This window comes from Cyanobacterium stanieri LEGE 03274, assembly GCF_015207825.1.
GTDB lineage: Bacteria > Cyanobacteriota > Cyanobacteriia > Cyanobacteriales > Cyanobacteriaceae > Cyanobacterium > Cyanobacterium stanieri_B.
In genome coordinates this window covers 104,028-127,142 of sequence record NZ_JADEWC010000001.1, presented here as the reverse complement: position 1 = coordinate 127,142, position 23,115 = coordinate 104,028, and the positions used below count along the sequence as shown (strand labels likewise).

The window sequence follows — 23,115 nt, the reverse complement described above, 5'->3', positions numbered from 1 at the left end:
AGTTTTAAAAGACTTAAATAGCTATGTCTTTATGTTTAATGTCCTGTTTTTTTTAAATCTTGAAGCCGTTGATTTAGTTAAAATCAGCCCATAATTTTGATTGCTTAACCTTGTCAACTGTAAAGTTATATTACAAAAACTAACCATATTTTATTCATCGCTTTATAGTGATTAATAACGCTTACTACTATTTTTTGACAAAAAGCTAATATGACCACGGTATTAAATCAAGCATCTAAACAAACCAGTGTAGATGTACCAAAAAACTCCCGAGAAAGAGCCAAACAATTTGTCATGGAGTTGCAGGATAAAATCTGTCAAGGTTTAGAAGAAATCGACGGTAAAGCTCGTTTTCAGGAAGATAAATGGGAAAGAAAAGAAGGGGGCGGAGGACGCACCAGAGTGATTCGCAATGGGGGCGTTTTTGAACAAGGAGGGGTTAACTTCTCTGAGGTTTGGGGGGATACTTTACCTCCTTCTATTCTTATGCAACGTCCTGAGGGCGCTGGTCATGGTTTCTATGCCACAGGTACATCTATGGTGCTTCATCCTCGTAATCCCTATGTGCCAACGGTACATTTAAATTATCGTTATTTTGAAGCCGGCCCCGTGTGGTGGTTTGGCGGTGGTGCTGATTTAACTCCCTATTATGGTTTTGCGGAGGATGCGGTTCATTTTCATCAAACTTTAAAAGTAGGGTGCGATCGCCATTACCCCGAATATTATCCCATCTTTAAAAAATGGTGTGACGAATATTTTTACCTCAAACATCGTCAAGAAGCCAGAGGCGTAGGAGGCATTTTCTTTGACTATCAAAACAGTGAAGGAAGACTCTATGGAGGTTCAAACCATGAAGGATTAGCCCATCAACATAGCGAGAAAGTGGGTAAGGTGAACCATAGCTGGGAGGATATATTTTCCTTTGTGCAAAGTTGTGGCAACGCTTTTCTTCCCTCCTATTTACCCATTGTGGAGCGTCGTAAATCCATGGAATATGGAGAAAAAGAGCGTAATTTTCAGCTATATCGTCGGGGGCGTTATGTGGAGTTTAACTTGGTTTATGACCGTGGGACTATTTTTGGCTTACAAACCAATGGACGTACGGAGTCGATATTAATGTCTTTACCTCCTCTTACCCGTTGGGAATACGGCTATCAACCAGAAAAGAATAGTCGTGAGGCACAATTAACCGACTTTTTCCTACAACCTCAAGATTGGGCAAACTTTAAGCTCTAGTCTTTTTCGCAATCTATCTCTTTGTTACATACACTACTTTTCCTCTTTCCTAGCTATCTTTTGATGGCTAGGTTTTTTTGTCATGGGGAATAATTTTTCATCGGATAAATCTAACTAAGGTTTTTTGGTTATTTTTTTCTCGATTTGATTAAGAGTCTTAAACATATATATTTATTGATAATTATCGTATTTTTACTTAAATTATAGATAAATAAAGATAAAGTTTATTAAGTTTTTTATCAAGGTAGATTATAAGTAGATTTTATTTGCTTTAATAAAAATAGGAACTTAAATAAATAACTAACTATTTATCCGATCTTCCAAAGAGTAAGAGACTGTAAATCTTTACCTAGCATAGTTTTTTCTTAAAATATTTCGACAAGGGTTTAAGCAAAACATAAAAATAAAGCATCAAAAAGTAATTAATTTATTTTAATGAAATTTATGTTTATTTATGTTGAAAATATTAGCCAAATAACTATTTTTTGTAAAAAAAATGTTGCTTAGTCTCCACCCATTGGAAGTAAGTAAAATAATTAAGGAGATTAGCTATTATGGTGAACACAGCTCCAGAAAAAATTAACGCAGACATTAATCACAAAAATAAATTTGTCTTGTGGTTTGAGGAAGTTGGCATCGAAGATGTCCCCATGGTGGGCGGAAAAAATGCCTCCTTGGGGGAAATGATCCAACAGTTGACGGCTAAGGGGGTAAATGTGCCGACGGGCTTCGCTACAACGGCCTATGCTTACCGTTATTTTATTGAAAATGCGGGGATTGAGTCTGGGTTACGGAAAATCTTTGCGGATTTGGATGTTGATAATCTTGTTAGTTTGCAGTCGGTGGGTAAACAGGCGAGGGCTTTGGTTTTAAATACTCCTTTTCCGAAAGAGTTGGAATTGGCGATCGCCCATGCTTACTTCAAATTATGCCAAAGATATGGAGCAGATCCTACTTTGTGCGAAAAAACCGAAGAAGAACAGATGAGATTGCGCGATTGCGTCTATGATACTGATGTAGCGGTGCGATCGTCTGCCACCGCAGAAGACTTACCCGATGCGAGTTTCGCAGGGCAACAGGAAACCTATCTTAATGTCCATGGGGTAAAAGACGTATTAGAATCTTGCCATAAATGTTTCGCCTCCATTTTCACCGACAGGGCGATTTCTTATCGCACCATGAACAAGTTTGACCACTTTGAGGTGGCGTTATCGGTAGGGGTACAGAAAATGGTACGCTCCGATTTGGCTTCCTCTGGAGTAATGTTTAGCATCGACACCGAAACAGGTTTCAAAGATGCTGCCTTTGTTACCGCCGCCTATGGTTTAGGAGAAAACGTGGTACAGGGTGCCGTTAACCCCGATGAATTTTTCGTTTTTAAACCCACCCTCAAACAAGGTTTTAAACCCATCCTCAGTAAACGCCTTGGTTCCAAGGAAATCAAGATGGTATATGACTTAGGGGGTGGCAAAAAGGTCAAAAATGTCCCTGTATCCGAAGCCAAACGCCAACAATATGCCATCAGTGATGAAGAAGCCTTGCTCCTGGCAAAATGGGCTTGTATCATTGAAGATCATTACAGCGAAAAACGGGGACAACTTACCCCCATGGATATTGAATGGGCAAAGGATGGACAAACGGGAGAATTATTCATTGTCCAAGCCCGTCCAGAAACGGTACAATCCCGTAAGTCGGGTAATGTACTTAAAGATTATAAACTCCTGGGCGATGGTAAGGTCTTGGTCAGGGGAAGGGCAGTAGGGGAAATGATTGGGCAAGGTTTAGCCCGTGTTATCCTCGATGTCCATGAAATTGGGCAGTTTAAGGAGGGAGAAGTTTTAGTCACCAATAAAACCGATCCCGACTGGGAACCGATTATGAAAAAAGCCAGTGCGATCGTTACTAACCAAGGGGGCAGAACCTGCCATGCGGCGATCATTGCCCGAGAAATGGGCATTCCTGCCATTGTGGGTTGTGGTAACGCCACGGGCATTTTGAAAACGGGTCAAGATATTACGGTGTCTTGTTCCGAGGGGGAAGAAGGTCGAGTTTATGAGGGTTTAATTCCTTTTGATATTATTGAAACTCCCCTTGATAATTTACCCACTACGAAGACTCAAATTTTGATGAATGTGGGTAACCCTGAAGAGGCATTTAAATTGGCTTCGATTCCTTGTAATGGCGTTGGTTTGGCTCGTTTAGAGTTTATTATTGCGAACCATATCAAGGCTCATCCCCTCGCTTTGATGAATTTTGAACAATTGAAAGATGACGCAGTGAAAGCAGAAATTGCTCACCTGACCAGGGGTTATGATCATAAGGCTGATTTCTTTGTCGATAAGGTGGCTCAAGGGGTAGGGGCGATCGCAGCGGCGTTCTATCCTAATCCTGTGGTAGTGAGAATGTCTGACTTCAAATCCAACGAATATGCCAATCTTTTGGGTGGTGCAGACTTTGAACCCCACGAAGAAAACCCCATGATTGGTTGGCGTGGTGCTTCCCGTTACTACGACGAAAAATATCGTGATGCCTATGGCTTGGAATGTAAAGCTCTTAAAAGGGTAAGGGATGAAATGGGCTTAACTAATGTAATACCTATGATTCCTTTCTGTCGTACACCCTATGAAGGTCGTAAAGTCTTAGCGGAGATGGAAAAACACGGCTTAAAACGGGGCGAAAATGGCTTACAGGTATATGTCATGTGCGAGATTCCCAGTAACGTTATTTTAGCGGATCAATTTAGTGAAATCTTTGACGGTTTCTCCATTGGTTCTAATGATTTAACCCAACTTACCCTCGGATTGGATCGAGATTCTTCCCTCGTCGCTCACATTTTTGACGAGCGCAACCAGGCCGTTAAAGATATGGTAAGAATGGTAATCGAAAAAGCCCACCAAAATAACCGTAAAATCGGTATTTGTGGACAAGCCCCCAGCGATTATCCCGAATTTGCCCGTTTCCTTGTGGAATTAGGCATTGACTCTATTAGTCTTAACCCTGATTCGGTGCTTAAAACCCTCCTCGACATTGCAAAATTGGAGGAAAAATTAGTTAATCAATAGGTTTCGTCTTCCTCTCCATGGGGGAGATAATCGGGCTTTAGTTCATTCAAAACAGCAATTACGATCTAAAGCCTGATTTAATAACTTGATATACTCATGATTGTCGATAATATAAGAACCAAATCGAGCAAGATGGGGGTTTTGCATTTGAGCATCGAATAAAACAAAATGCCTACTTCGTAAATGTTCCACCAATTTGACCATGGCAACTTTAGAAGCATCGGGAATATTGTAGAACATCGACTCACCGATAAACGCTCCCTTGATGACAATGCCCAAGATTCCCCCCGCCAATTTATCTCCTTGCCAAGTCTCGAAACTATAGGCCCATCGAGCTTGATTTAGTTTAAGATATATTTCAATTAGATCATCAGAAATCCAAGTAGTTTCCCGATTAGCACATCCTAGACATACCCCCAAAAAATCTTGATTAATGGCTACGGAAAACTTATTTTGGTTTAAAACTCGTTTTAAGGACTTAGGATAGCGGAAACTTTGATCTAGGGGGATTAGGGTGCGCTCGTTGCTAGAATACCACCCTAGGTTATGGTAATCATCAGCCATCAAAAAATTACCGTGGGCATAGCCTTGAATAATGGAGGCAATATCTATCATAAGGATGGGAAATCTTTATATAATCATTATTAAGACAACTTATCTATCTATTGTAATATTTAATCATGTCTAAACCCATTCCTCCCATAGTTTTACCTCCCCTTGAAAATGTTGAAGTTGAAGCAAACTGGTTACGGCAAAATCTGCATAAGTGGTTAAATGAGGAATTTTTGCCCGAGGCTATTAATGAAACCATTGCTTACCGTGCCTCACAGATTTTTATTCGTCATCGTCTTGAGGGGGAAAATGACTTAGGTTCTCTAGTTATTGCTATTGTTACTGAAATGCAGTCTTTTGATTTTCAGAAAAGTTTTTATAGTGAATTTGCCATCGCCAATGCTGTTAGTGATTTAATTCTTAAAAGTTTGGGTATTGATAGTTGTTGTGGGAACAATTAAGGGGATAAATACACAATTATCAGATTTGATTCTCTTGATGTCATCTATTTAAGGGTTACTTATTTTTGATGAAGATGGGAAATAAGTAGATTATATTTATCAACCTTAGGGAATAGAGAATGGTGATAATATCTTATGTTTTAATCGAATATTAAAAATTCAAAAAAAACATATAAGATAACAAAAAGTATCAAAAAATACTTTCCCCATCACAAGGAACTGACAGGATAAGGGTGGTAGTGAAATGGGTGTCCCTTTGTCGTTGTTAGATTATGAGTGAGAAAGTAAAGACAGTTTGTCCTTATTGTGGTGTAGGTTGTGGTTTAGAAGTAATGCCCTCTGGAGATGATCAAACAAAATCTATCGGTAAGGTTATGGGCGATCGCACCCACCCATCTAGCTTAGGAAAAGTATGCGTCAAAGGGGCAACCGTGGGTGAATCCATCAAAAAAAGTCGTTTACAATATCCCCTCTGGCGAGAAAGCCTAGACAAAGAATTTCAACGTATTTCATGGGATGAAGCCTTTGACAAAATCATCAATCAGATCAACAAAGTAAAAAATACTATTGGGGTTGACGGTATCTGTATGTATGGCTCAGGGCAATTTCAAACCGAAGATTACTATATCGCCCAAAAACTGTTCAAGGGATGCTTAAGGACAAATAATTTTGATGCCAATTCCCGTCTGTGTATGTCTTCCGCCGTCTCAGGATATGTAGGTAGTTTTGGAGCAGATGGCCCCCCTTGCACCTATACCGACTTAGAAAATACCGACTGTGCCTTTTTGGTGGGAACGAATACCGCTGACTGCCATCCCATTGTATTCAATCGTGTAAGGGCATATCACAAGAAAAATGACCATGTCAAAATGGTAGTCATTGATCCTCGCCGTACTGCCACCGCAGAAGCCGCCGATCTCCATTTACCTATTCGCCCCGGTACCGACATTGACTTATTTAACGGCATCGCCCATCTATTGCAAAAATGGGGCAAAATTGACCCCGACTTTATCGCCCAATATACCGATAACTTTGCCCATTACCAAGAAATTATCAAAGATTATTCCCCCGAAAAAGTAGCCCATATATGCGGTATTCCTGAAGCCGATTTAATTACCGCTGCCACCTATTGGGCGGAGTCTAATCGAGTTATATCCCTGTGGTCCATGGGTTTGAATCAATCCTCCGAAGGCACTGCCAAAATTCGTACCTTGATTAACCTACACTTGATGACAGGCACCATGGGCAGGGAAGGATGTGGGCCTTTTTCCCTCACAGGGCAACCCAACGCCATGGGAGGCAGAGAGGCGGGGGGTTTAGCCCATATTCTCCCCGGTTATCGCCTTATCCATAACCCTAACCATCGAGCAGAGGTAGAACAATTATGGAATCTGCCCGAAAATTCGATCTCTCCTGAAGCTGGTAAAACCGCTTGGGAAGCGATTATGGGTTTAGAAACAGGAGAAGTACAATTTTATTGGGTGGCCGCCACTAACCCTGTGGTAAGTATGCCAGACTTGGAAAGGACAAAAAAAGCCCTGCTCAATTCCCCTTTTACGGTATATCAAGATGCTTATTTTCCCACGGAAACCGCCTATTATGCCCATTTGGTGTTACCTGCGGCACAGTGGAGTGAAAAAGCAGGTACCATGACCAATTCTGAGCGAGTGGTTACCTATTGCCCTCGTTTTAGTCAACCTGTGGGGGAAGGGAAGGCGGACTGGGAAATTTTTGCGGAGGTGGGCAGAAGGTTGGGATTTGAGGAATATTTTGCCTTTGAAAATTCGGCACAGGTATATGATGAGTATGTGTCGTTAACCAAAAATCGCCCCTGTGATATGTCGGGGTTAAGCCATGATTTGTTAAAACAAGCCCCCATCCAGTGGCCTTTTCCTGAAGGCACCAATCCTGATGATAAGTATGGCAGAAGGTTATACACTGATTTAAAGTTCCATACCCCTAACCAAAAAGCCCAGTTTATTGCGGTGCATAGTCGGGGATTGGCCGAACCTCCTAACCCTGATTATCCTTTTGTGTTAACCATCGGTAGGCTGTATGGACACTGGCACACCATGACGCGCACGGGCAGAATTGCCAAAATTAATAAAATGCACCCTGAGCCTTTGTTGGAGATTCACCCCAAGGATGCAAGTCAATATGGCATTGAGTCGGGGGATATGGTGGCCATTACTTCTTTACGGGGCAAAGGAATTTTTAAGGCTTTGGTGACAAGGGCGATCGCCCCTAGAACCCTATTTATCCCGATGCACTGGGGTTTTTTGTGGGGGGAAAACACCGAAGCCAATAGCCTAAGTCATCCTATAGCTTGTCCTGTGTCTAAACAACCTGAATTAAAAGCCTGTGCGGTAAATATTACCAAGGTTTAAGAAAAAAGGCGTTGCTTAATGATGGTATGAAACATAGTTGAATTATGCTGAAAACTAAGATTTCTAAATATTATAGCTGTTCCCTTCCTCAACGAGAAATCATACTCAAAATCAGCAATGCTAGAAAAAACATTGTTACCTAACACTTAATACCCATTACCTAATATCTAACCAGCGCGTTTATAAGCCTCATCGAGTACCTCAGAAAGGGTAGGATGGGCGTGGACATTGAATGCTAACTCGTGGACTGATTGACGAGAGGCGATCGCATTTGCCGCCTCCTGAATCAAATCAGAAGCATGAATACCGATGATATGTACCCCCAAAAGTTCCCCTGTATCTTTACGATAAATCACCTTGGCAATACCATCAGTTTCTTTCTCCGCTAACGCCTTAGAATTCGCTTTAAAGTAGGTTTTTGCCGTGCCTACCTCAAAACCTTCATTTTTACCCAACTCCTTGGCTTGAGGCTCACTAAGCCCCACATAGCTAATCTCAGGATGGGTGAAAGCCGCCGCTGGAATACTACGATAATCGATGGTTTTATCATTACCGCACATATTTTCCACCGCCACAATACCTTGCCCAGAAGCCGCGTGCGCCAACATCATTTTACCATTAGCATCACCCACCGCCCAAAGATGGGGAACTACCTGACCATCTTTCAAAACTTGCATTTTGTCATTGACGGGGATAAAACCTCTTTCAGTTTCCACACCCAAATTTTCCAAGCCAAGGTTTTCGGTGGCAGGAATGCGCCCCGTAGCCACCAAACAGGCATCCACTTCCAACACTTCTACCACTTCTTTGGTTTTAGCGTCGGTTAACTCAATCATCACAGGGGTACCAGGAATTACCTTAGTAGCGAAAACTCCCGTATAGGTTTCAATGTCACGGCTGTTAATTAGTACCTTTTCGGCAATTTTAGCAATATCAGGATCAAAAGTCGGCATTAACTTATCCATGGCTTCAATCATGGTAATTTCCGAACCAAGGGCGGTATAAACATCGGCAAATTCCAAGCCGATATAACCACTACCGATAACGGCAATCCACTGGGGTAAAGATTCCAATCTCACCGCATGATCGCTAGTATAAACGGTTTTACCGTCAATCTCCACACCCCTTGGCACAAAAGGCACTGAGCCCGGGCAAAGCATAATATCTTTAGCGGTGATGATTTTTTCCCCTGATTCGGTTTCCACCGCTACTTTTTGCGGGGCAACTACTTTTCCCCATCCTCTGATGGTATCTACCTTTAACCTTTTTAAACTGTTGGTTAAATCTCCCCTAATCTTACTCACTAAATCATTGGCGTGAGAGGCGATCGCACTGCGATCAAAAGTAACACCACCAACACTTACACCCATATCCTGTAGATGGGAAGTATCTGCCAATTCCCTCACCTTACCAGAAGCTGCCAAAAGAGCCTTAGAAGGGATACAACCACGGTTAACACAAGTACCACCCATATCCCCTGCCTCCACGATAGCAGTCTTTAAACCCATCTTAACGGCGTGTAAAGCAGCACCATGGCCACCAACACCCGCACCAATAATAACTAAATCATAATCAAATTGACTCATAACCTTTTAATTTAACTTAATTTCAATCCTTCTATTTTACTGACATCTGTACCCATAGGTAATGAACAATTGACAATTGACAATTGATAATTAATTTTTGGATAATCTCATTTTTTCATCTTTCCAACTTTTTATACCAAATCCGATTTAGTGAATATATCTATTCATTAACTTAAAATTGAGCGTTGGTGATTTTGGACATGGGATATGACTCAATCGCAGCAAATATATAATATCAACACTATTATTACCATTGCCCGGTTCATGAGCGTAGTCGAATCAGCAAGAGTGCCTATTCCCTGCCTTGATTAGTTTATTATTAAAACAAGATTTGGTATTAAACCATTATTGTTTAACGTGAATGGCAAAAGAAGTCCCTAATTTCAGCAAGGCGAATTAGCGGATGAATACACTATTATTGAAGCAAATCTGTTAAAAGTTTGTCCTCCATTGGACACCATATTTCTTTTATGCAACCATTTACTTCTCTGCGTTTCAGAATAATCCTTCTTTTCGTTATTCCCCTTCTCAGTAGCATTGGATTGGTGGGTTATATTTCCTTCAATAGTAGTAGTAAAACAGTAGAAAAACTTGCCGAACAATTACAAACAGAAATCAACAGTAAAGTTGAACAACAATTAAATAATTATCTATCCCAACCATTAAAAATTAATGAACTTAATCTCAGTAACCGTGAATTAGGAATCCTCAACTATCAAGATTTTGATTTGATGGAAAAATACTTGTGGAAACAAATTAATAGTTTTTCTGAAATAGGCTTTATTGGTTATGCTTCAGCCCAAGGAGAATTAATTGGGGTTGAAAGACTAGATAATAATCAAATTGACTTAAATTTAATGGACGAAACCTCCCCCACTAATTTACGCATTTATGGCACTGATAATCAAGGGAATAGACTAGCACAAAAAACCGTCATACCAAATTTCATTAACGAAAATCGTCCTTGGTATCAAAAAGCCGTCACCATGGGTGAAGCTACGTGGAGTGATGTTTTTATCTACAAAGGTACTCCCCGTTTAGCCATTTCTGCCGTAGTGCCTATATATGATCAAAATAATCAATTGGAGGGAGTTTTATTTAGTGATTTACTATTATCTTTAATTAGTAATTTTCTGGATAATTTAACTATTGGAGAAACAGGAGAAATATTTATTATTGACTCCTCTAGTGAATTAATTGCTAGTTCCTTAGAAAATCCTTTTGTCATTAGAAATCCTGAAGGAAATACACTCGAACAAGTGGCAGAAAGAGTAAATATTGCCAATAGTAAATCTTCATCAGTGAGGGAATTAAGTAAAACAATTAGTAGTAGATTAGCACAAGTTCAAAAACCAGAGTTTTTACAAATTACCCTAGATAATGAACCTTATTTTGTGCAGATTGTTCCTTTTGATAATAATCTTGATCAACCGTGGTTTGTGGTTATTCTTTTACCTGAAAAAGATGTGATGGGAGAAGTAAGAGAAAATACGAAAATTACTATTTTTATTTGGTTAATTACTTTGATAATTTCCCTCATAATTGGTTTATGGACTACGGGCTATATTACTAAACCTATTTTAAAATTAAATAGAGCTGTAAATCGTTTTAAAGATGGTAACTATAATGAACCTATTAAGATTAATAGAAATGATGAATTAGGTAATTTAGGAAGTGCTTTTAATGAAATGGCAGATAAAATTAATAGTTTATTAAATGACTTAGAAGAAAAAGTAAAACTAAGGACAGAAGAATTGGTAAAAGCAAAGGAAAAAGCAGAGGTTGCTAACCAAGCAAAAAGTGAGTTTTTAGCCAATATGAGCCATGAATTACGCACTCCTTTAAATGCTATTTTGGGTTTTACGCAGATTATGTTAAGGTCTAGTGATATACCCCATGAACATCAAGAAAGTATTGATATTATTAATCGTAGTGGTGAACATTTATTAACGTTGATCAATAATATTTTAGATTTATCGAAGATTGAGGCAGGTAAAATAACTCTTAATTCAGAAAAATTTGATTTATATAAATTATTAGATGATATTGAGGATATTTTTAAATATAAGTGTGATAAAAAAGGTTTACAGTTAATTTTTGAAAAGGTAGATAATTTACCTCGTTTTGTGGAAGCTGATGCTCCAAAATTAAGACAAATTTTACTTAATATAATTGGTAATGGGATCAAGTTTACTGAACAAGGGGGAATATCTGCACAAATTGCCAATCTTCATAATTCAGAAGATAATTTACCAGAAAATCAGGTAAAACTTTTATTTATTATTCGAGACACTGGCAAAGGAATTAGTCAGGATGAGTTGGGAAATTTATTTCAACCATTTAGCCAAACTAAAACAGGAAAAGAGGTTAATGATGGTACGGGTTTGGGGTTATCCATTAGCAAAAGATTTGTAGAATTGATGGGGGGAGAAATTAATGTTTCTAGTGAAGAAAATGTCGGTAGTATTTTTTCTTTTTCCATTGATGCTAATTTGGTGACGGAAAATGAAATTAAGGTTAATAATCCTAGTTTACAAGTGGTGGGTATTGAAAAAAATCAGCCAAGATATAAAATTTTGATTGTGGATGATAAAGATATTAATTGTCAATTATTATGGAAATTATTAGAGCCTTTTGGGTTTGATTTAACCATAGCAAATAATGGTCAAGAGGCGATCGCCCTTTGGGAAAAATGGCAACCCCATCTGATTTTTATGGATATGCGTATGCCTGTATTGGATGGTTATGAGGCAACTAAAATTATCAAAGGCACTGTTATGGGTAATGCCACGGCTATTATTGCGGTGACTGCCAGTGTTTTGGAGGAGGAAAAGGCGATTATTTTATCGGCAGGATGCGATGATTTTGTGCGTAAACCTTTTCGCCAAGAAACCATTTTCGCAATGTTAAGTAAACATTTAGGGATACGTTTTATTTATAATCAGATAGAGTCTGACAAATCTTTTTCCCATAATCATAGAGACTTAAAACCTGCGGATTTATTGGTAATGCCCCAAGAATGGTTAAATAAACTATATCAGGCTAGTATTGATTTAGATGAACAATTAATTTTAGATTTAATTGCCCAAATACCGACCACAGAAACAAATTTAATTGAAGGATTGAAAACCATTGTTAATTCTTTAGAATTAGATAAAATTACCAATCTAATTGAAGAATTATAGTTTAAAGTTTGATGAATAAATTTATGAGCTATGCTCAGAGGTTTTGGCATCATATAAACATCAAAAAATATACAATAATTACTATTCTCAATTATCCATCCTAAATATATTAATTAAGATCATAACTTCATTTTTTAGCCAACCATAAATATTTTATCTTCGTAATAATGTCAGAAAATTCTCAATATAGTCTTTTAATTGTCGATGATATAGCGGAAAATATCAAAGTTTTAGCTAATATATTAAGTTCTTCTAATTATAATGTCAGGAAAGCTCTTAGTGGTAAAGTTGCTTTACGCTCAATCAATTCTAATCCTCCTGACTTAATTTTATTGGATATAAAAATGCCAGAAATGGATGGTTATCAAGTGTGTGAAGCTATAAAAAAAGATCCTTTTACTCAACACATTCCCGTTATTTTTATTAGTGCTTTAAATGAAGTATTTGATAAGGTAAAAGCCTTTCAAGTTGGTGGTGCTGATTATATTACAAAACCTTTTCAAATTGAAGAAGTAGTCGCCCGAATTGAAAATCAATTGACTATTCAAAAACAAAAGAAATTGTTGGAAAAAGAAATTCATAAAAGACAAGAAGCAGAAGAAATTTTGTATCAATCAAGGGCTTTACTAGCTAGTATTCTTAATACTTCCCTCGATGGGGTAGCTGCTTTACAAGCGGTAAGAAAACCTTTAAGCACAGAAATTGATGATTTTCGTTGTTTAGTAGTTAACCCTGTTTTTGCCAAAATGATTAATGCCCATGAGAGTAATTTGGTGGGAAAATTAGTGGGTAAAAGATTGATTAATAAAATCGATTCTAGTTTATTTAATAAGTTAAAGAATTTGGTAGAAAATGGTGGTTTTATCTCAGAAGATATTTATTTAAAAACAGGGGAAAGAAGTCGATGGTATCATTTTATTGCGAATAAACTGGGTGATGGTTTTTCTTTGATGGTAAGGGATATTACTAACCGCAAAAAAATGGAATTAAAATTAGAATTCCTTGCCAATAGTGATGGTTTAACAGGGGTTGCTAATCGTCGTCTATTTGATAAAACCATAGAGAGTGAATGGAAAAGACATCAAAGACAGGAACATAATTTATCTTTAATTATGTTAGATGTGGATTTTTTTAAGGCATACAATGATGGTTATGGACATTTACAAGGGGATGAGTGTTTGAGGCAAATTGCCCGTTGTCTTGGGGCTACGGTAAAACGGGCGGGGGAATTGGTATCTCGATTTGGAGGGGAGGAGTTTATTATTATTTTACCTCATACTTCTAGTCAAGATGCGATCGCCCTTGGGGAATTAATCCAAAAAAATATTAAACATTTAGCGCTAAAACATGAATACTCTGATGTTAGTGATCAGGTAACATTAAGTATTGGTATTGCCACCACAATTCCTAGTCAAGATCATTTATGGTCAAATTTAATTGAATTAGTAGATCAAGCCCTTTATTTAGCTAAAAAAAATGGTAGAAACTGTATCATTGCTAAGGAATTAAATTAAGATTTTTTCAGGGATAATCAGAGATAAAAAAAATTTGGGTGAACAGTCAAAAATTTGATTAAAATATAGGCAATTTACCCTTAGTTATCATTACTAAAAACTATCTCACCATGGCTTATTCTTCATCAAATCATTCTCAATGGCAATGGAAATCAACCCCCGACGGAGAATTTTTAACCTGTGATTTATTAAAAGATTGGTGTCATGGTTTTTTTTCGGTGGATTTTGCAGGGCAACCCCCATCTATGTTAAGTAAATATTTACATAAATCTGCCAATGTTTTTCGTCTCAAACAAATTCATAGTAATATTCTTTTTTCTACCTCGGCGGTGGAAACCAAAAAAGATGAGGAGGGAAACATAACTTATTCCCAAGGGGATGGTATTATCAGCGAAAAAGCGGGGGATTCTGTATGGGTTGCTAGTGCTGATTGTACCCCCGTTTTGATAGCCGATCGCACCTTAGGAAAAGTATGCGCCATTCATTCTGGTTGGCGTGGCACTGCCTTAAAAATTGTACCAGATGCCATCACCCTTTTTAACCAATTAGGCTCAAAAAAAGAAGACTTACTCTTTGCCCTGGGCCCTGCTATTAATGGAGAAGTTTATCAAGTCGATATTCCCGTGGCCTTAAAGGTATTATCGACCATTTTTAAGGGAGAAGATCAAGAAATTCTGCAACAAGGGTATAACTCCCCCCATAAAGTAATTTTAGGCGACAAGGAAGAAGGTAAAGTAAAATTAGATGTTACTCAAGTAATTCATACTCAAATTCAGCAACAAGGTATCAATAAAGGACAAATTGCGATCGCCCCTTACTGCACCTATCAAACCCCAGCGCGCTTTTTTTCCTACCGTCGCACCCACCAAAAACAAGTACAATGGTCTGGGATTATTTCTCCATAGGGCTTGATGGAAAAGCCTTATTTTTACTTAAAAAGCTCAGTTTATTTAGTAAGTTGATCACTAATTTTCCTTAAAACCCCATTAATAAAACGAAAACCATCATCATCAGAATAAGTCTTAGCGATTTCCACAGCCTCATTAATGGCCACTTTTGGTTCAATTTGTAAAAAAGCCATTTCCGCCACCGCAATGCGCAGAATATTACTATCAATCAAAGATAGACGATTTAACTTCCAATCAATCATCACGTCATCCAACATTTGATTAATTTCCCCTTGACGACGATTAACCGTGGTAATTAATTCAATGGCATATTCCCTCACCTGTGCTTGTTGAGAAAGTTGCACAAATTCGGGTAACTCTAAAACATTACCAAGACGATTAATAGCTTTTTGGGTAAGGGCGATCGCATCTTTTAACATCTCCTTAGCACTACCCACATTAGTAGTACGGGTTTCACTCCTAAAAACCTGTTCATTACTGCGATTTAGCTCATCTGCCGCAGTTTCCAAAGCATTTTCCACCTCTGTGGTTAAACTACGAATTGCCCCTAACAATAAATCATTAATTTCTAATTGCTCTATTTTCTCAGCATTACCACGAACTTGAGTTAAACTAAGTAAAGCTAGAATTCTGGCGGTTCTTCTCGGTTGTTGTCTAATGGGCATACTAAACTGGGGTAAAATCTTTTAATAGTAACACAGAGCTATAAAATTATACCCCAAGGTTGACAGGAAATAAATAGTAATTATAAGTTTAAAGAAGGTTGCCCTGAAACCTTAACCCTCTGGGAAGCATTATTCAAATCAGCTAAATCATCAAAGATAGTTAATTCCGTGGGTTTAAATCTCCTAATAGAAATTTTAATTTCCTTTGCTCCCTCCTCAAGCAAATCATCAATATAACCCTGTTGATTTTCCCTAGCTTCTTTTTGTGTTAAAAAAGGCCCAAAATAATAAGTACACCTAGGATTTTCGGTAGTTACTTTCAACCAACAAGCCCAACCGAAAAAATTAAGAATTTGAATCAAAAGTTCTTTCATAACTGACACCTCGATAGTAGTATTTGTTTAAGTTTAATCCTATTTATATATTGCTAACCAAAAGTTTTTGAAGCGCTGGAAAATAAATTCTCCCTCTTTATTCAACTTTAGTCTTTGATTTTGGCATTGACAAGGGGGCATTTACCCAGTTATTTACCTTGAGAAACTAATTTTTGACGACATACTTCATAAAGACAGATGGCCGTTGCCACAGAGGCGTTTAAACTAGGGGTTTTCCCTGTCATGGGAATAGATACTAGAAAATCACAGGATTTCGCCACGGATTGGCTTAAGCCCTTATCTTCAGAACCTATTACTAAACCTACTGCCCCCTGTAACTTTGTATTGTGTAAATAGCTACCACTTTCGGCCACGGTGCCATAAATCCAAAAACCTGCTTCTTGGAGGGCGCTAATGGCTTGGTTGAGATTGACTACCCTAGCGATGGGAAAATGTTCGAGCGCCCCTGCGGCCACCTTCATGACGGTGGAGTTTACCCCGGCCGCCCTTCTTTGGGGAATGATTAAACCTTGCATTCCGAGGGCTTCCCCCGTACGGATGATCGCTCCTAGGTTGTGGGGATCGCTGATTCCATCGGCTATAATAATTACAGGGTCTGGGGTTTGGGCTTTTGCTTGGGAAATTAATTGATCTAATTCTACATATTCGTAGGGGGCAACGGTGACGGCAATACCCTGATGGTTGGCAAAATTGGTTACTTGGCTAATTCTTTTGGAATCAACTATATCGATGACAGCACCGTTACTTTTGGCTTCTTGGATTAAGTCGGCAAATCTTTTGTCATGGGCTATTTTACCTGTTACATAAATACGGTTTAAGGTGCGATCGCCCTTTAAAACCTCCAATACAGGATAACAACCATAAATTAAATCTTGATGATTATCATTATCTAAAACACCATCATCAACCTTTACAGACTTCAAACGAGGCTCACTATCTCTTTTACGGGGCATCTTTTGCTCAGGGAAAGAATTACGAGGGGAATTGTGCTTTTTCTTGGGACGAGGTTTCATGGGAATTAATGATTAGTTGGTGATGAATAATTAACCATTGATCATTCATCTTTACGACTTAAAGTTATTACAGTTAATTGTCCATTGTTCATTGTCCATTGTCAATTTTTTTAGATTATGAATATTTACTTATTTCTTATTAAGAAATGTAAAGAAGTAAGGTCAAAAAATTAACATGATGTAATGTAAAAAAGTCCATTCAAGGTGTATAACTGTATTCGGGAAGTAAAAAAAGACCCATTGACAAAAAAGAAATGTAAAAAAATTAAGTTTCTTTACAAATGCTTAACAAAAACTTGGTTTTAAGCTCATAATGTAGGAAACTAATTTGCAAGGGTTTACTCCCAAGGTTTAACGAAAAAAAAGTTAAATCACATTTAATAAAACAAACACTAACAAAACTAATTCAATTTAGGAGATTAACTTAAAATGTACGACGCATTCACAAGGGTTGTTTCTCAAGCTGACGCTCGTGGAGAGTTCTTATCTGCTTCTCAAATCGATGCTTTAAGCCAAATGGTTGCTGACAGCAACAAGCGTATGGATACCGTTAACCGTATCACCAGCAACGCTTCTGCTATCGTTACCAACGCAGCTCGTTCCTTATTCGCTGAACAGCCTCAATTAATCGCACCTGGTGGAAACGCTTACACCAGCCGTCGTATGGCAGCTTGTCTTCGTGACATGGAAATCATCTTACGTTACGTTACCTACGCTATCTTCTCTGGTGACGCTTCCGTATTAGAAGATCGTTGTTTAAATGGACTCCGTGAAACCTACTTAGCATTAGGAACTCCCGGATCTTCGGTTGCTGTTGGCGTACAAAAAATGAAAGATGCTGCTTTAGCAATTGCTAACGACACCAACAACATCACCCTTGGTGATTGTAGCCAATTAATGGCTGAAGTTGCTACCTATTTTGATCGTGCTGCTGCTGCAGTAGCGTAATTAAATAGCTACCTCATAAGTTAAAAAAATCATTTCGTTAACAAAAACACAAATTTAAGGAGAATATTAGACAATGAAAACCCCTTTAACTGAAGCAGTATCCGCAGCAGATTCTCAAGGTCGTTTCCTCAGCAGCACCGAAATCCAAACCGCTTTCGGTCGTTTCCGTCAAGCTAGTGCTAGTTTATCTGCCGCTAAGTCTTTAACTGAAAATGCTCAACGTTTAGTTGATGGCGCTGCTAACGCTGTTTACAGCAAATTCCCTTACACCACTTCTACCCCTGGTGCTAACTACGCTTCTACCTCTGAAGGTAAAGCAAAATGTTCCCGTGACATCGGTTACTACCTACGTATGGTTACCTACTGTTTAGTAGCTGGTGGAACTGGTCCTATGGATGAGTATTTAATCGCTGGTATCGATGAAATCAACCGTAGCTTCGAGTTATCTCCTAGCTGGTACATCGAGGCTTTAAAATACATCAAAGCTAACCACGGTTTAAGTGGAGATCCTGCTGTAGAAGCTAACTCCTACATCGATTATGCTATCAACGCTCTCAGCTAATCTATTGCTTCTGAGTTTTGATCATAGGTTTCTCTTAAGGGAGAACATCAAAAAATCCTTGTTCAATCAAGGTTGAAATAATAAACATTCATCGCCTGAGAAGGTTTGCGAATACGGATTTAATTCTTGTGTTTGTTGACTTTTTCGGGCGATGTTGGCTTTAAGTTAATGGATAATTGAGAATGGATAATTGATAATTAAACTGCAAATCATAAAATATTATTACCATTCCCCATTGCCTGATTTAACAAATTTTCGCTAAGGGCGATCGCACCTTGTAACTTTTGAGAAATACTATTAGTTTTTAACTGCTTAGTATGAGGTTGTTTAGCCGATGCAAAAAATAACAACTCCGTATTAAGAAGACGAATAAAACGATAGGTTTCCGTTTGCCAAGACTGCCATTGAGGAATATTATTAAGAGGAAAATCATCCTCATTAAGACTCATAATTTCTGATTGTAAAAAACCATTAATTTTTTGCCATAGGGAAGTTTGATAATAGTTATTTATTTTTTGTAAATTCCACTGACTTTGAAAATCTTTCAGTAAAAATACCCAATCCTTTACAATAGAAAAATGTGATTTTGATAACATTGTCTTTATATTGCGTTACAATCATATAATTAAGAGTTTTTGATTATACTTAGATTAAAGTATCTTTTCCAGTCAACCTAAACAAGAAGTTAAAACAATAAGACTTCAGAGGTTTCCATACAAATAAAATATTGCTATAAAAAATTACTAATCTAAGTAAATCGCCATGGTTTTCTTATAACAATAAATATATTATTTATCATCCCTAATCTCAAGGATAATTAAACAAAACTCCCCCATTTAAAGGCAAAGGAGTAAATTTTGATTATCAAAAAATATTAGGAAAAAACTCATTTATTATTAAACCACTACCCCATTACCCCTACTATGACTATTGCAACCCCTACCAAAGATAAACAAAAGAAAATTCATCTTCCAGAATGGCTTAACCAATGTATGATTGGGGATCAAGGAGATCCGAATAACGCCCTAATCTGTAAAGCCTTTGAATATGCCTATCAACTCCATGAAGGACAATATCGTAAATCAGGGGAGGCTTATATTATTCATCCCATCGCTGTAGCCGAATTGCTACGAGACTTAGGAGGAGACGCAGAGATGATAGCCGCAGGTTTTCTCCATGACGTAGTGGAAGATAACGAAGACATCACCCCAGATCATATCGAAGAATTGTTCGGTAGTAACGTACGTCAATTAGTAGAAGCCGTCACCAAACTATCAAAATTTAACTTTTCCAACAAAACCGAAAGACAAGCGGAAAACTTTCGACGAATGTTTCTCGCCATGGCGCAGGATATTCGAGTAATCGTAGTCAAATTAGCCGATAGATTACACAATATGCGTACCCTCGACTTTTTACCCCCTGAAAAGCAAAAATTAATCGCCACGGAAACTAAAGAAATTTTTGCGCCCCTTGCTAATCGTCTTGGTATGTGGCAATTTAAATGGGAATTAGAAGATTTAAGTTTTAAATACCTCCACGGAGACGAATATCAAAATATTCGTAGTTTAATAGCCGAAAGAAGAAGTGATAGAGAAACCAGAATTAATCAAGTTATCGACATCATCAACCAAGGATTAAGAGAATCGAAGATTGATCCCATTGAAGTAAAAGGGCGCCCCAAGCATCTCTATGGCATCTATGAGAAGATGCAACGACAAAACAAAGAATTTGACCAAATTTTTGATATTGCCGCCCTAAGAATCATTGTAAACACCATACAAGAATGTTATCAAGCCCTTGCGGTGGTGCATAATGCTTTTCGCCCCATTCCAGGTAGATTCAAAGACTATATCGGCTTACCAAAACCTAACCTTTATCAATCTTTACATACCACGGTGGTTAGTTTAAATGGTCGCCCCCTGGAAATTCAAATCCGCACCATGGAAATGCATCGCATCGCTGAATATGGGATTGCCGCCCATTGGAAGTATAAGGAAGCGGGTAATTCTCATAATACCAACCTATCCAATGATGATCAGAAGTTTACTTGGTTAAGGCAACTATTAGACTGGCAGAAGGATTTGAAAGATGCTGAAGAGTATGTTGATAACCTTAAAGAAAATCTTTTTGATGATGATGTTTATGTATTTACTCCTCAAGGGGCGTTAATTTCCCTAAATCGTGGCTCTACGGCAGTAGATTTTGCCTATCGTATCCATTCTGAGGTAGGAAATCATATGAAGGGAGCAAAAATAAATGGTCGTTGGTTGCCCATGGATCATATTTTAGAAAATGGCGACATTGTGGAAATTATCACCGCTAATAATGCCCATCCTAGTCTCGATTGGCTCAATTTTGTCAAAACTCCCACGGCGCGTAACCGTATTCGTCAATGGTATAAGTTATCCCACCGTGATGAAAATATTGCCAGGGGTAAGGAATTGTTGGAGAAGGAATTGGGTAAAAATGGCTTAGAGTCTTTATTGAAGTCCGACACCATGATGAAGGTTGCCCAAAAGTGTAACTTTCATAAGGTAGATGATTTATTAGTGGCTTTGGGCTATGGGGAAATTACTTCAACTCAGGTAATTAACCGTTTGCGGGATGAAAACAAACAAAATCAACCCGATACTAAGCCCACAAGTTTGACAGAGGAAACTTTGTTAACTTCGGCTAATATTACTCCTCAAAAACAGTATAAGGAAATTGATGCTACTAAATATCCCATCGCAGGGATTGAGGGGCTAGAATACCACATTGCAGGGTGTTGTCGCCCTGTGCCGGGTGAATCCATTGTGGGGGTAGTTACCCATCAACGGGGTATTTCTATTCATCACCATGATTGTCCTAATTTGGCTAATGTTAAGGGCGATCGCTTCATACCCGTAAAATGGAATAGTCATCAAAAATCCAATCGTGTGGCAACTTATCCTGTGGATGTGGTGGTAGAAACCATTAATCGGGTGGGTGTTTTACGAGACATCCTTGGCAGACTAAGTGATTATCATATCAATGTCAGTAATGCTTCTGTGAAGACTCATTCTGCTAAACCTGCCCTTATTTCCCTCACCATTGATGTGCGAGACTCTGAACAATTAAGTAGCGTGATGCAAAAAATTAGAAATATTAGCGATGTGCTAAATATACGTCGTATCAGCGATGTTAACTAATGCCCAACCATGAATTGACAAGAGGAGATGAAAAGTTAATAATTAAAGGTTAATGCTTTAGTTTGACCCATAGCAATGGACTAGATTCCATTAACTCAAAAATGCCTATGTCACAAAAAATTCAATGGATTAATGCCCTCTCTGTTCAATCATCCCTCGAAAAAGCCATTGATGAGGTGGTGGAAAAATTACAAGAGCGTTTAACTGGCGATCCAGATTTAGGTATTTTATTCATCTCCTCTGCTTTTGCTAGTGATTATGCTCGGTTGTTGCCTTTATTGTTAGATAAGTTTCCCCTGCCTTTTTTAATTGGCTGTGGTGGGGGTGGCATCGTGGGCATGGAAGATGAGGAACAACCTGCGGAGGTGGAATCTAGTCCGGCTTTGAGTTTGACGGTGGCTTGTTTACCTGATGTGGACTTGAGCCTTTTTCATATTCTCCCTGATGATTTACCAGATTCTGATAGCGCCCCCCAAGAGTGGTGGGATATGGTGGGGGTATCTCCTGAGGTAAAACCTGATTTTATTTTGTTGTCAGATCCTTTTTCGGGGGCGACTAATGAGTTAATAGAGGGTTTAGACTATGCTTATCCGGCAGCTATTAAGGTGGGTGGTTTGGCTAGTTCTAGCACTATGGGGGTGGCCAGTGGTTTGTTTTATCGTACACCAGATGAACCTCAAGGGTGTTTTGCGACTCAAGGAACGATTGGTTTAGCTATGAGCGGTAATATTGTGGTCGAATCCATTGTGGCACAGGGATGCCGTTCCATCGGTAAGATTTATCAGGTGACCAAGGGAGAAAGAAATGTCATCTTAGAGTTAACGGATAATCAGGGTAATACGGATTCCCCCCTTAATTTTTTGCGAGAGTTGATTAATGATTTGGATGCGGGGGATCAGGAATTGGCTCAACATTCCCTTTTTATCGGTATTGCTAGGGATGAGTTTAAGTTGGAGTTGAACCATGGAGATTTTTTAATTCGTAATTTGATGGGGGTTGATCCTAAGTATGGGGCGATCGCAGTGGGCGATCGCATCAGGCCCGGACAAAGAATCCGTTTTCATCTCCGTGATGGTAATGCTTCGGCGGAAGATTTAGAAACCCTCTTAGACAATTACTTTGATCTTAAAGATGAAGTTCCTGCTGTGGGAGGGCTAATGTTTTCCTGCATGGGCAGAGGAGAGGGGTTGTATGGTGAACCTAATTTTGACTCGGAATTATTCCTTGATTATTTCGTAGATATTCCTTTATCTGGTTTCTTCTGCAATGGGGAAATTGGCCCTGTGGGTGGTTCAACTTTTGTCCATGGTTATACTTCTGTTTTTGCTATTTTCTCTCAACCAGAATCGAATAGTTAGCAATGGATAATAAAACTTTGATGCCCCTAGAAAAGGTGTCGGGTATCAGGTTAAAGAATTTACAAAAAGTCTATTAATCTCATTTTTACTTCTTTGATAGATTAAATATAGTC

17 protein-coding genes are annotated in these 23,115 nt (G+C 38.5%); 11 read left to right on the top strand and 6 right to left on the bottom strand.

Features of this window, described 5'->3' with window-relative positions:
* Positions 1-210: 210 nt before the first annotated feature.
* A complete protein-coding gene (gene hemF / locus IQ215_RS00540; protein WP_193799372.1) occupies positions 211-1,236 on the top strand; it encodes an oxygen-dependent coproporphyrinogen oxidase in 1,026 nt (341 codons plus the stop codon).
* Between the two features lie 554 nt (positions 1,237-1,790).
* Complete coding sequence (gene ppsA, locus IQ215_RS00535) at positions 1,791-4,298, top strand: phosphoenolpyruvate synthase (protein ID WP_193799371.1); 2,508 nt, start codon at positions 1,791-1,793, stop codon at positions 4,296-4,298.
* 42 nt (positions 4,299-4,340) lie between these two features.
* Here ppsA and aat read toward each other — a convergent pair whose 3' ends face one another.
* Positions 4,341-4,913 (bottom strand): leucyl/phenylalanyl-tRNA--protein transferase, encoded by a 573-nt coding sequence (gene aat, locus IQ215_RS00530; protein ID WP_193799370.1) that lies wholly within the window; start codon positions 4,911-4,913, stop codon positions 4,341-4,343.
* Positions 4,914-4,978: 65 nt separating this feature from the next.
* Here aat and IQ215_RS00525 point away from each other — a divergent pair, with 65 nt between their 5' ends.
* Both IQ215_RS00525 and IQ215_RS00520 read left to right on the top strand, forming a co-directional pair.
* A complete protein-coding gene (locus tag IQ215_RS00525) occupies positions 4,979-5,311 on the top strand; it encodes a hypothetical protein (RefSeq protein WP_193799369.1) in 333 nt (110 codons plus the stop codon).
* Between the two features lie 272 nt (positions 5,312-5,583).
* Positions 5,584-7,698 (top strand): molybdopterin oxidoreductase family protein, encoded by a 2,115-nt coding sequence (locus tag IQ215_RS00520; protein WP_193799368.1) that lies wholly within the window; start codon positions 5,584-5,586, stop codon positions 7,696-7,698.
* Positions 7,699-7,865: 167 nt separating this feature from the next.
* Here the strand turns inward: IQ215_RS00520 and lpdA are convergent, their stop codons facing one another.
* A complete protein-coding gene (gene lpdA / locus IQ215_RS00515; RefSeq protein WP_193799367.1) occupies positions 7,866-9,284 on the bottom strand; it encodes a dihydrolipoyl dehydrogenase in 1,419 nt (472 codons plus the stop codon).
* Between the two features lie 470 nt (positions 9,285-9,754).
* Here lpdA and IQ215_RS00510 point away from each other — a divergent pair, with 470 nt between their 5' ends.
* The 3 genes from IQ215_RS00510 to pgeF all read left to right on the top strand — a co-directional run bounded on the left by IQ215_RS00510 (position 9,755) and on the right by pgeF (position 14,888).
* Positions 9,755-12,469 (top strand): hybrid sensor histidine kinase/response regulator, encoded by a 2,715-nt coding sequence (locus IQ215_RS00510; protein WP_193799366.1) that lies wholly within the window; start codon positions 9,755-9,757, stop codon positions 12,467-12,469.
* A 167-nt stretch (positions 12,470-12,636) separates the two neighbouring features.
* Positions 12,637-13,983, top strand: coding sequence for a diguanylate cyclase domain-containing protein (locus IQ215_RS00505; RefSeq protein ID WP_193799365.1), 1,347 nt, complete (start codon positions 12,637-12,639; stop codon positions 13,981-13,983).
* A gap of 110 nt (positions 13,984-14,093) precedes the next feature.
* A complete protein-coding gene (pgeF, locus tag IQ215_RS00500; RefSeq protein ID WP_193799364.1) occupies positions 14,094-14,888 on the top strand; it encodes a peptidoglycan editing factor PgeF in 795 nt (264 codons plus the stop codon).
* 41 nt (positions 14,889-14,929) lie between these two features.
* On the opposite strand, the gene nusB is transcribed toward pgeF, so the two are convergent.
* From nusB to rlmB, 3 genes are all read right to left on the bottom strand, one after another.
* Positions 14,930-15,556, bottom strand: coding sequence for a transcription antitermination factor NusB (nusB, locus tag IQ215_RS00495; protein ID WP_193799363.1), 627 nt, complete (start codon positions 15,554-15,556; stop codon positions 14,930-14,932).
* Between the two features lie 80 nt (positions 15,557-15,636).
* A complete protein-coding gene (locus IQ215_RS00490; protein ID WP_193799362.1) occupies positions 15,637-15,930 on the bottom strand; it encodes a DUF1816 domain-containing protein in 294 nt (97 codons plus the stop codon).
* 149 nt (positions 15,931-16,079) lie between these two features.
* A complete protein-coding gene (gene rlmB, locus IQ215_RS00485; RefSeq protein WP_193799361.1) occupies positions 16,080-16,964 on the bottom strand; it encodes a 23S rRNA (guanosine(2251)-2'-O)-methyltransferase RlmB in 885 nt (294 codons plus the stop codon).
* Between the two features lie 429 nt (positions 16,965-17,393).
* On the opposite strand from rlmB, the gene IQ215_RS00480 reads away from it, so the two are divergent.
* Positions 17,394-17,912: a phycocyanin subunit beta gene (locus tag IQ215_RS00480; protein ID WP_193799360.1), complete on the top strand. Its 519-nt coding sequence runs from the start codon at positions 17,394-17,396 to the stop codon at positions 17,910-17,912.
* A gap of 73 nt (positions 17,913-17,985) precedes the next feature.
* Positions 17,986-18,474, top strand: a complete 489-nt coding sequence (gene cpcA / locus IQ215_RS00475; RefSeq protein WP_193799359.1) for a phycocyanin subunit alpha — start codon at positions 17,986-17,988, stop codon at positions 18,472-18,474.
* A gap of 209 nt (positions 18,475-18,683) precedes the next feature.
* Here the strand turns inward: cpcA and patD are convergent, their stop codons facing one another.
* Entirely contained in the window at positions 18,684-19,070 is a 387-nt protein-coding gene (gene patD / locus IQ215_RS00470; protein WP_193799358.1) for a heterocyst frequency control protein PatD, read from the bottom strand.
* A 327-nt stretch (positions 19,071-19,397) separates the two neighbouring features.
* On the opposite strand from patD, the gene IQ215_RS00465 reads away from it, so the two are divergent.
* Together IQ215_RS00465 and IQ215_RS00460 are read left to right on the top strand one after the other, a co-directional pair.
* Positions 19,398-21,644, top strand: coding sequence for a RelA/SpoT family protein (locus IQ215_RS00465; protein WP_193799357.1), 2,247 nt, complete (start codon positions 19,398-19,400; stop codon positions 21,642-21,644).
* Positions 21,645-21,751: 107 nt separating this feature from the next.
* Positions 21,752-23,002: an FIST signal transduction protein gene (locus tag IQ215_RS00460; RefSeq protein ID WP_193799356.1), complete on the top strand. Its 1,251-nt coding sequence runs from the start codon at positions 21,752-21,754 to the stop codon at positions 23,000-23,002.
* Positions 23,003-23,115: the final 113 nt, after the last annotated feature.

What these genes read in the sequence shown, in the direction of transcription:
- IQ215_RS00460 (WP_193799356.1), top strand. Translation starts at nt 21,752, where the DNA reads ATGTCACAAAAAATTCAATGGATTAATGCCCTCTCTGTTCAATCATCC.
- rlmB (WP_193799361.1), bottom strand. Translation starts at nt 16,964, where the DNA reads ATGAAACCTCGTCCCAAGAAAAAGCACAATTCCCCTCGTAATTCTTTC.
- lpdA (WP_193799367.1), bottom strand. Translation starts at nt 9,284, where the DNA reads ATGAGTCAATTTGATTATGATTTAGTTATTATTGGTGCGGGTGTTGGT.
- nusB (WP_193799363.1), bottom strand. Translation starts at nt 15,556, where the DNA reads ATGCCCATTAGACAACAACCGAGAAGAACCGCCAGAATTCTAGCTTTA.
- aat (WP_193799370.1), bottom strand. Translation starts at nt 4,913, where the DNA reads ATGATAGATATTGCCTCCATTATTCAAGGCTATGCCCACGGTAATTTT.
- IQ215_RS00465 (WP_193799357.1), top strand. Translation starts at nt 19,398, where the DNA reads ATGACTATTGCAACCCCTACCAAAGATAAACAAAAGAAAATTCATCTT.
- IQ215_RS00520 (WP_193799368.1), top strand. Translation starts at nt 5,584, where the DNA reads ATGAGTGAGAAAGTAAAGACAGTTTGTCCTTATTGTGGTGTAGGTTGT.
- IQ215_RS00490 (WP_193799362.1), bottom strand. Translation starts at nt 15,930, where the DNA reads ATGAAAGAACTTTTGATTCAAATTCTTAATTTTTTCGGTTGGGCTTGT.
- ppsA (WP_193799371.1), top strand. Translation starts at nt 1,791, where the DNA reads ATGGTGAACACAGCTCCAGAAAAAATTAACGCAGACATTAATCACAAA.
- IQ215_RS00480 (WP_193799360.1), top strand. Translation starts at nt 17,394, where the DNA reads ATGTACGACGCATTCACAAGGGTTGTTTCTCAAGCTGACGCTCGTGGA.
- IQ215_RS00505 (WP_193799365.1), top strand. Translation starts at nt 12,637, where the DNA reads ATGTCAGAAAATTCTCAATATAGTCTTTTAATTGTCGATGATATAGCG.
- hemF (WP_193799372.1), top strand. Translation starts at nt 211, where the DNA reads ATGACCACGGTATTAAATCAAGCATCTAAACAAACCAGTGTAGATGTA.
- pgeF (WP_193799364.1), top strand. Translation starts at nt 14,094, where the DNA reads ATGGCTTATTCTTCATCAAATCATTCTCAATGGCAATGGAAATCAACC.
- IQ215_RS00510 (WP_193799366.1), top strand. Translation starts at nt 9,755, where the DNA reads ATGCAACCATTTACTTCTCTGCGTTTCAGAATAATCCTTCTTTTCGTT.
- patD (WP_193799358.1), bottom strand. Translation starts at nt 19,070, where the DNA reads ATGTTATCAAAATCACATTTTTCTATTGTAAAGGATTGGGTATTTTTA.
- IQ215_RS00525 (WP_193799369.1), top strand. Translation starts at nt 4,979, where the DNA reads ATGTCTAAACCCATTCCTCCCATAGTTTTACCTCCCCTTGAAAATGTT.
- cpcA (WP_193799359.1), top strand. Translation starts at nt 17,986, where the DNA reads ATGAAAACCCCTTTAACTGAAGCAGTATCCGCAGCAGATTCTCAAGGT.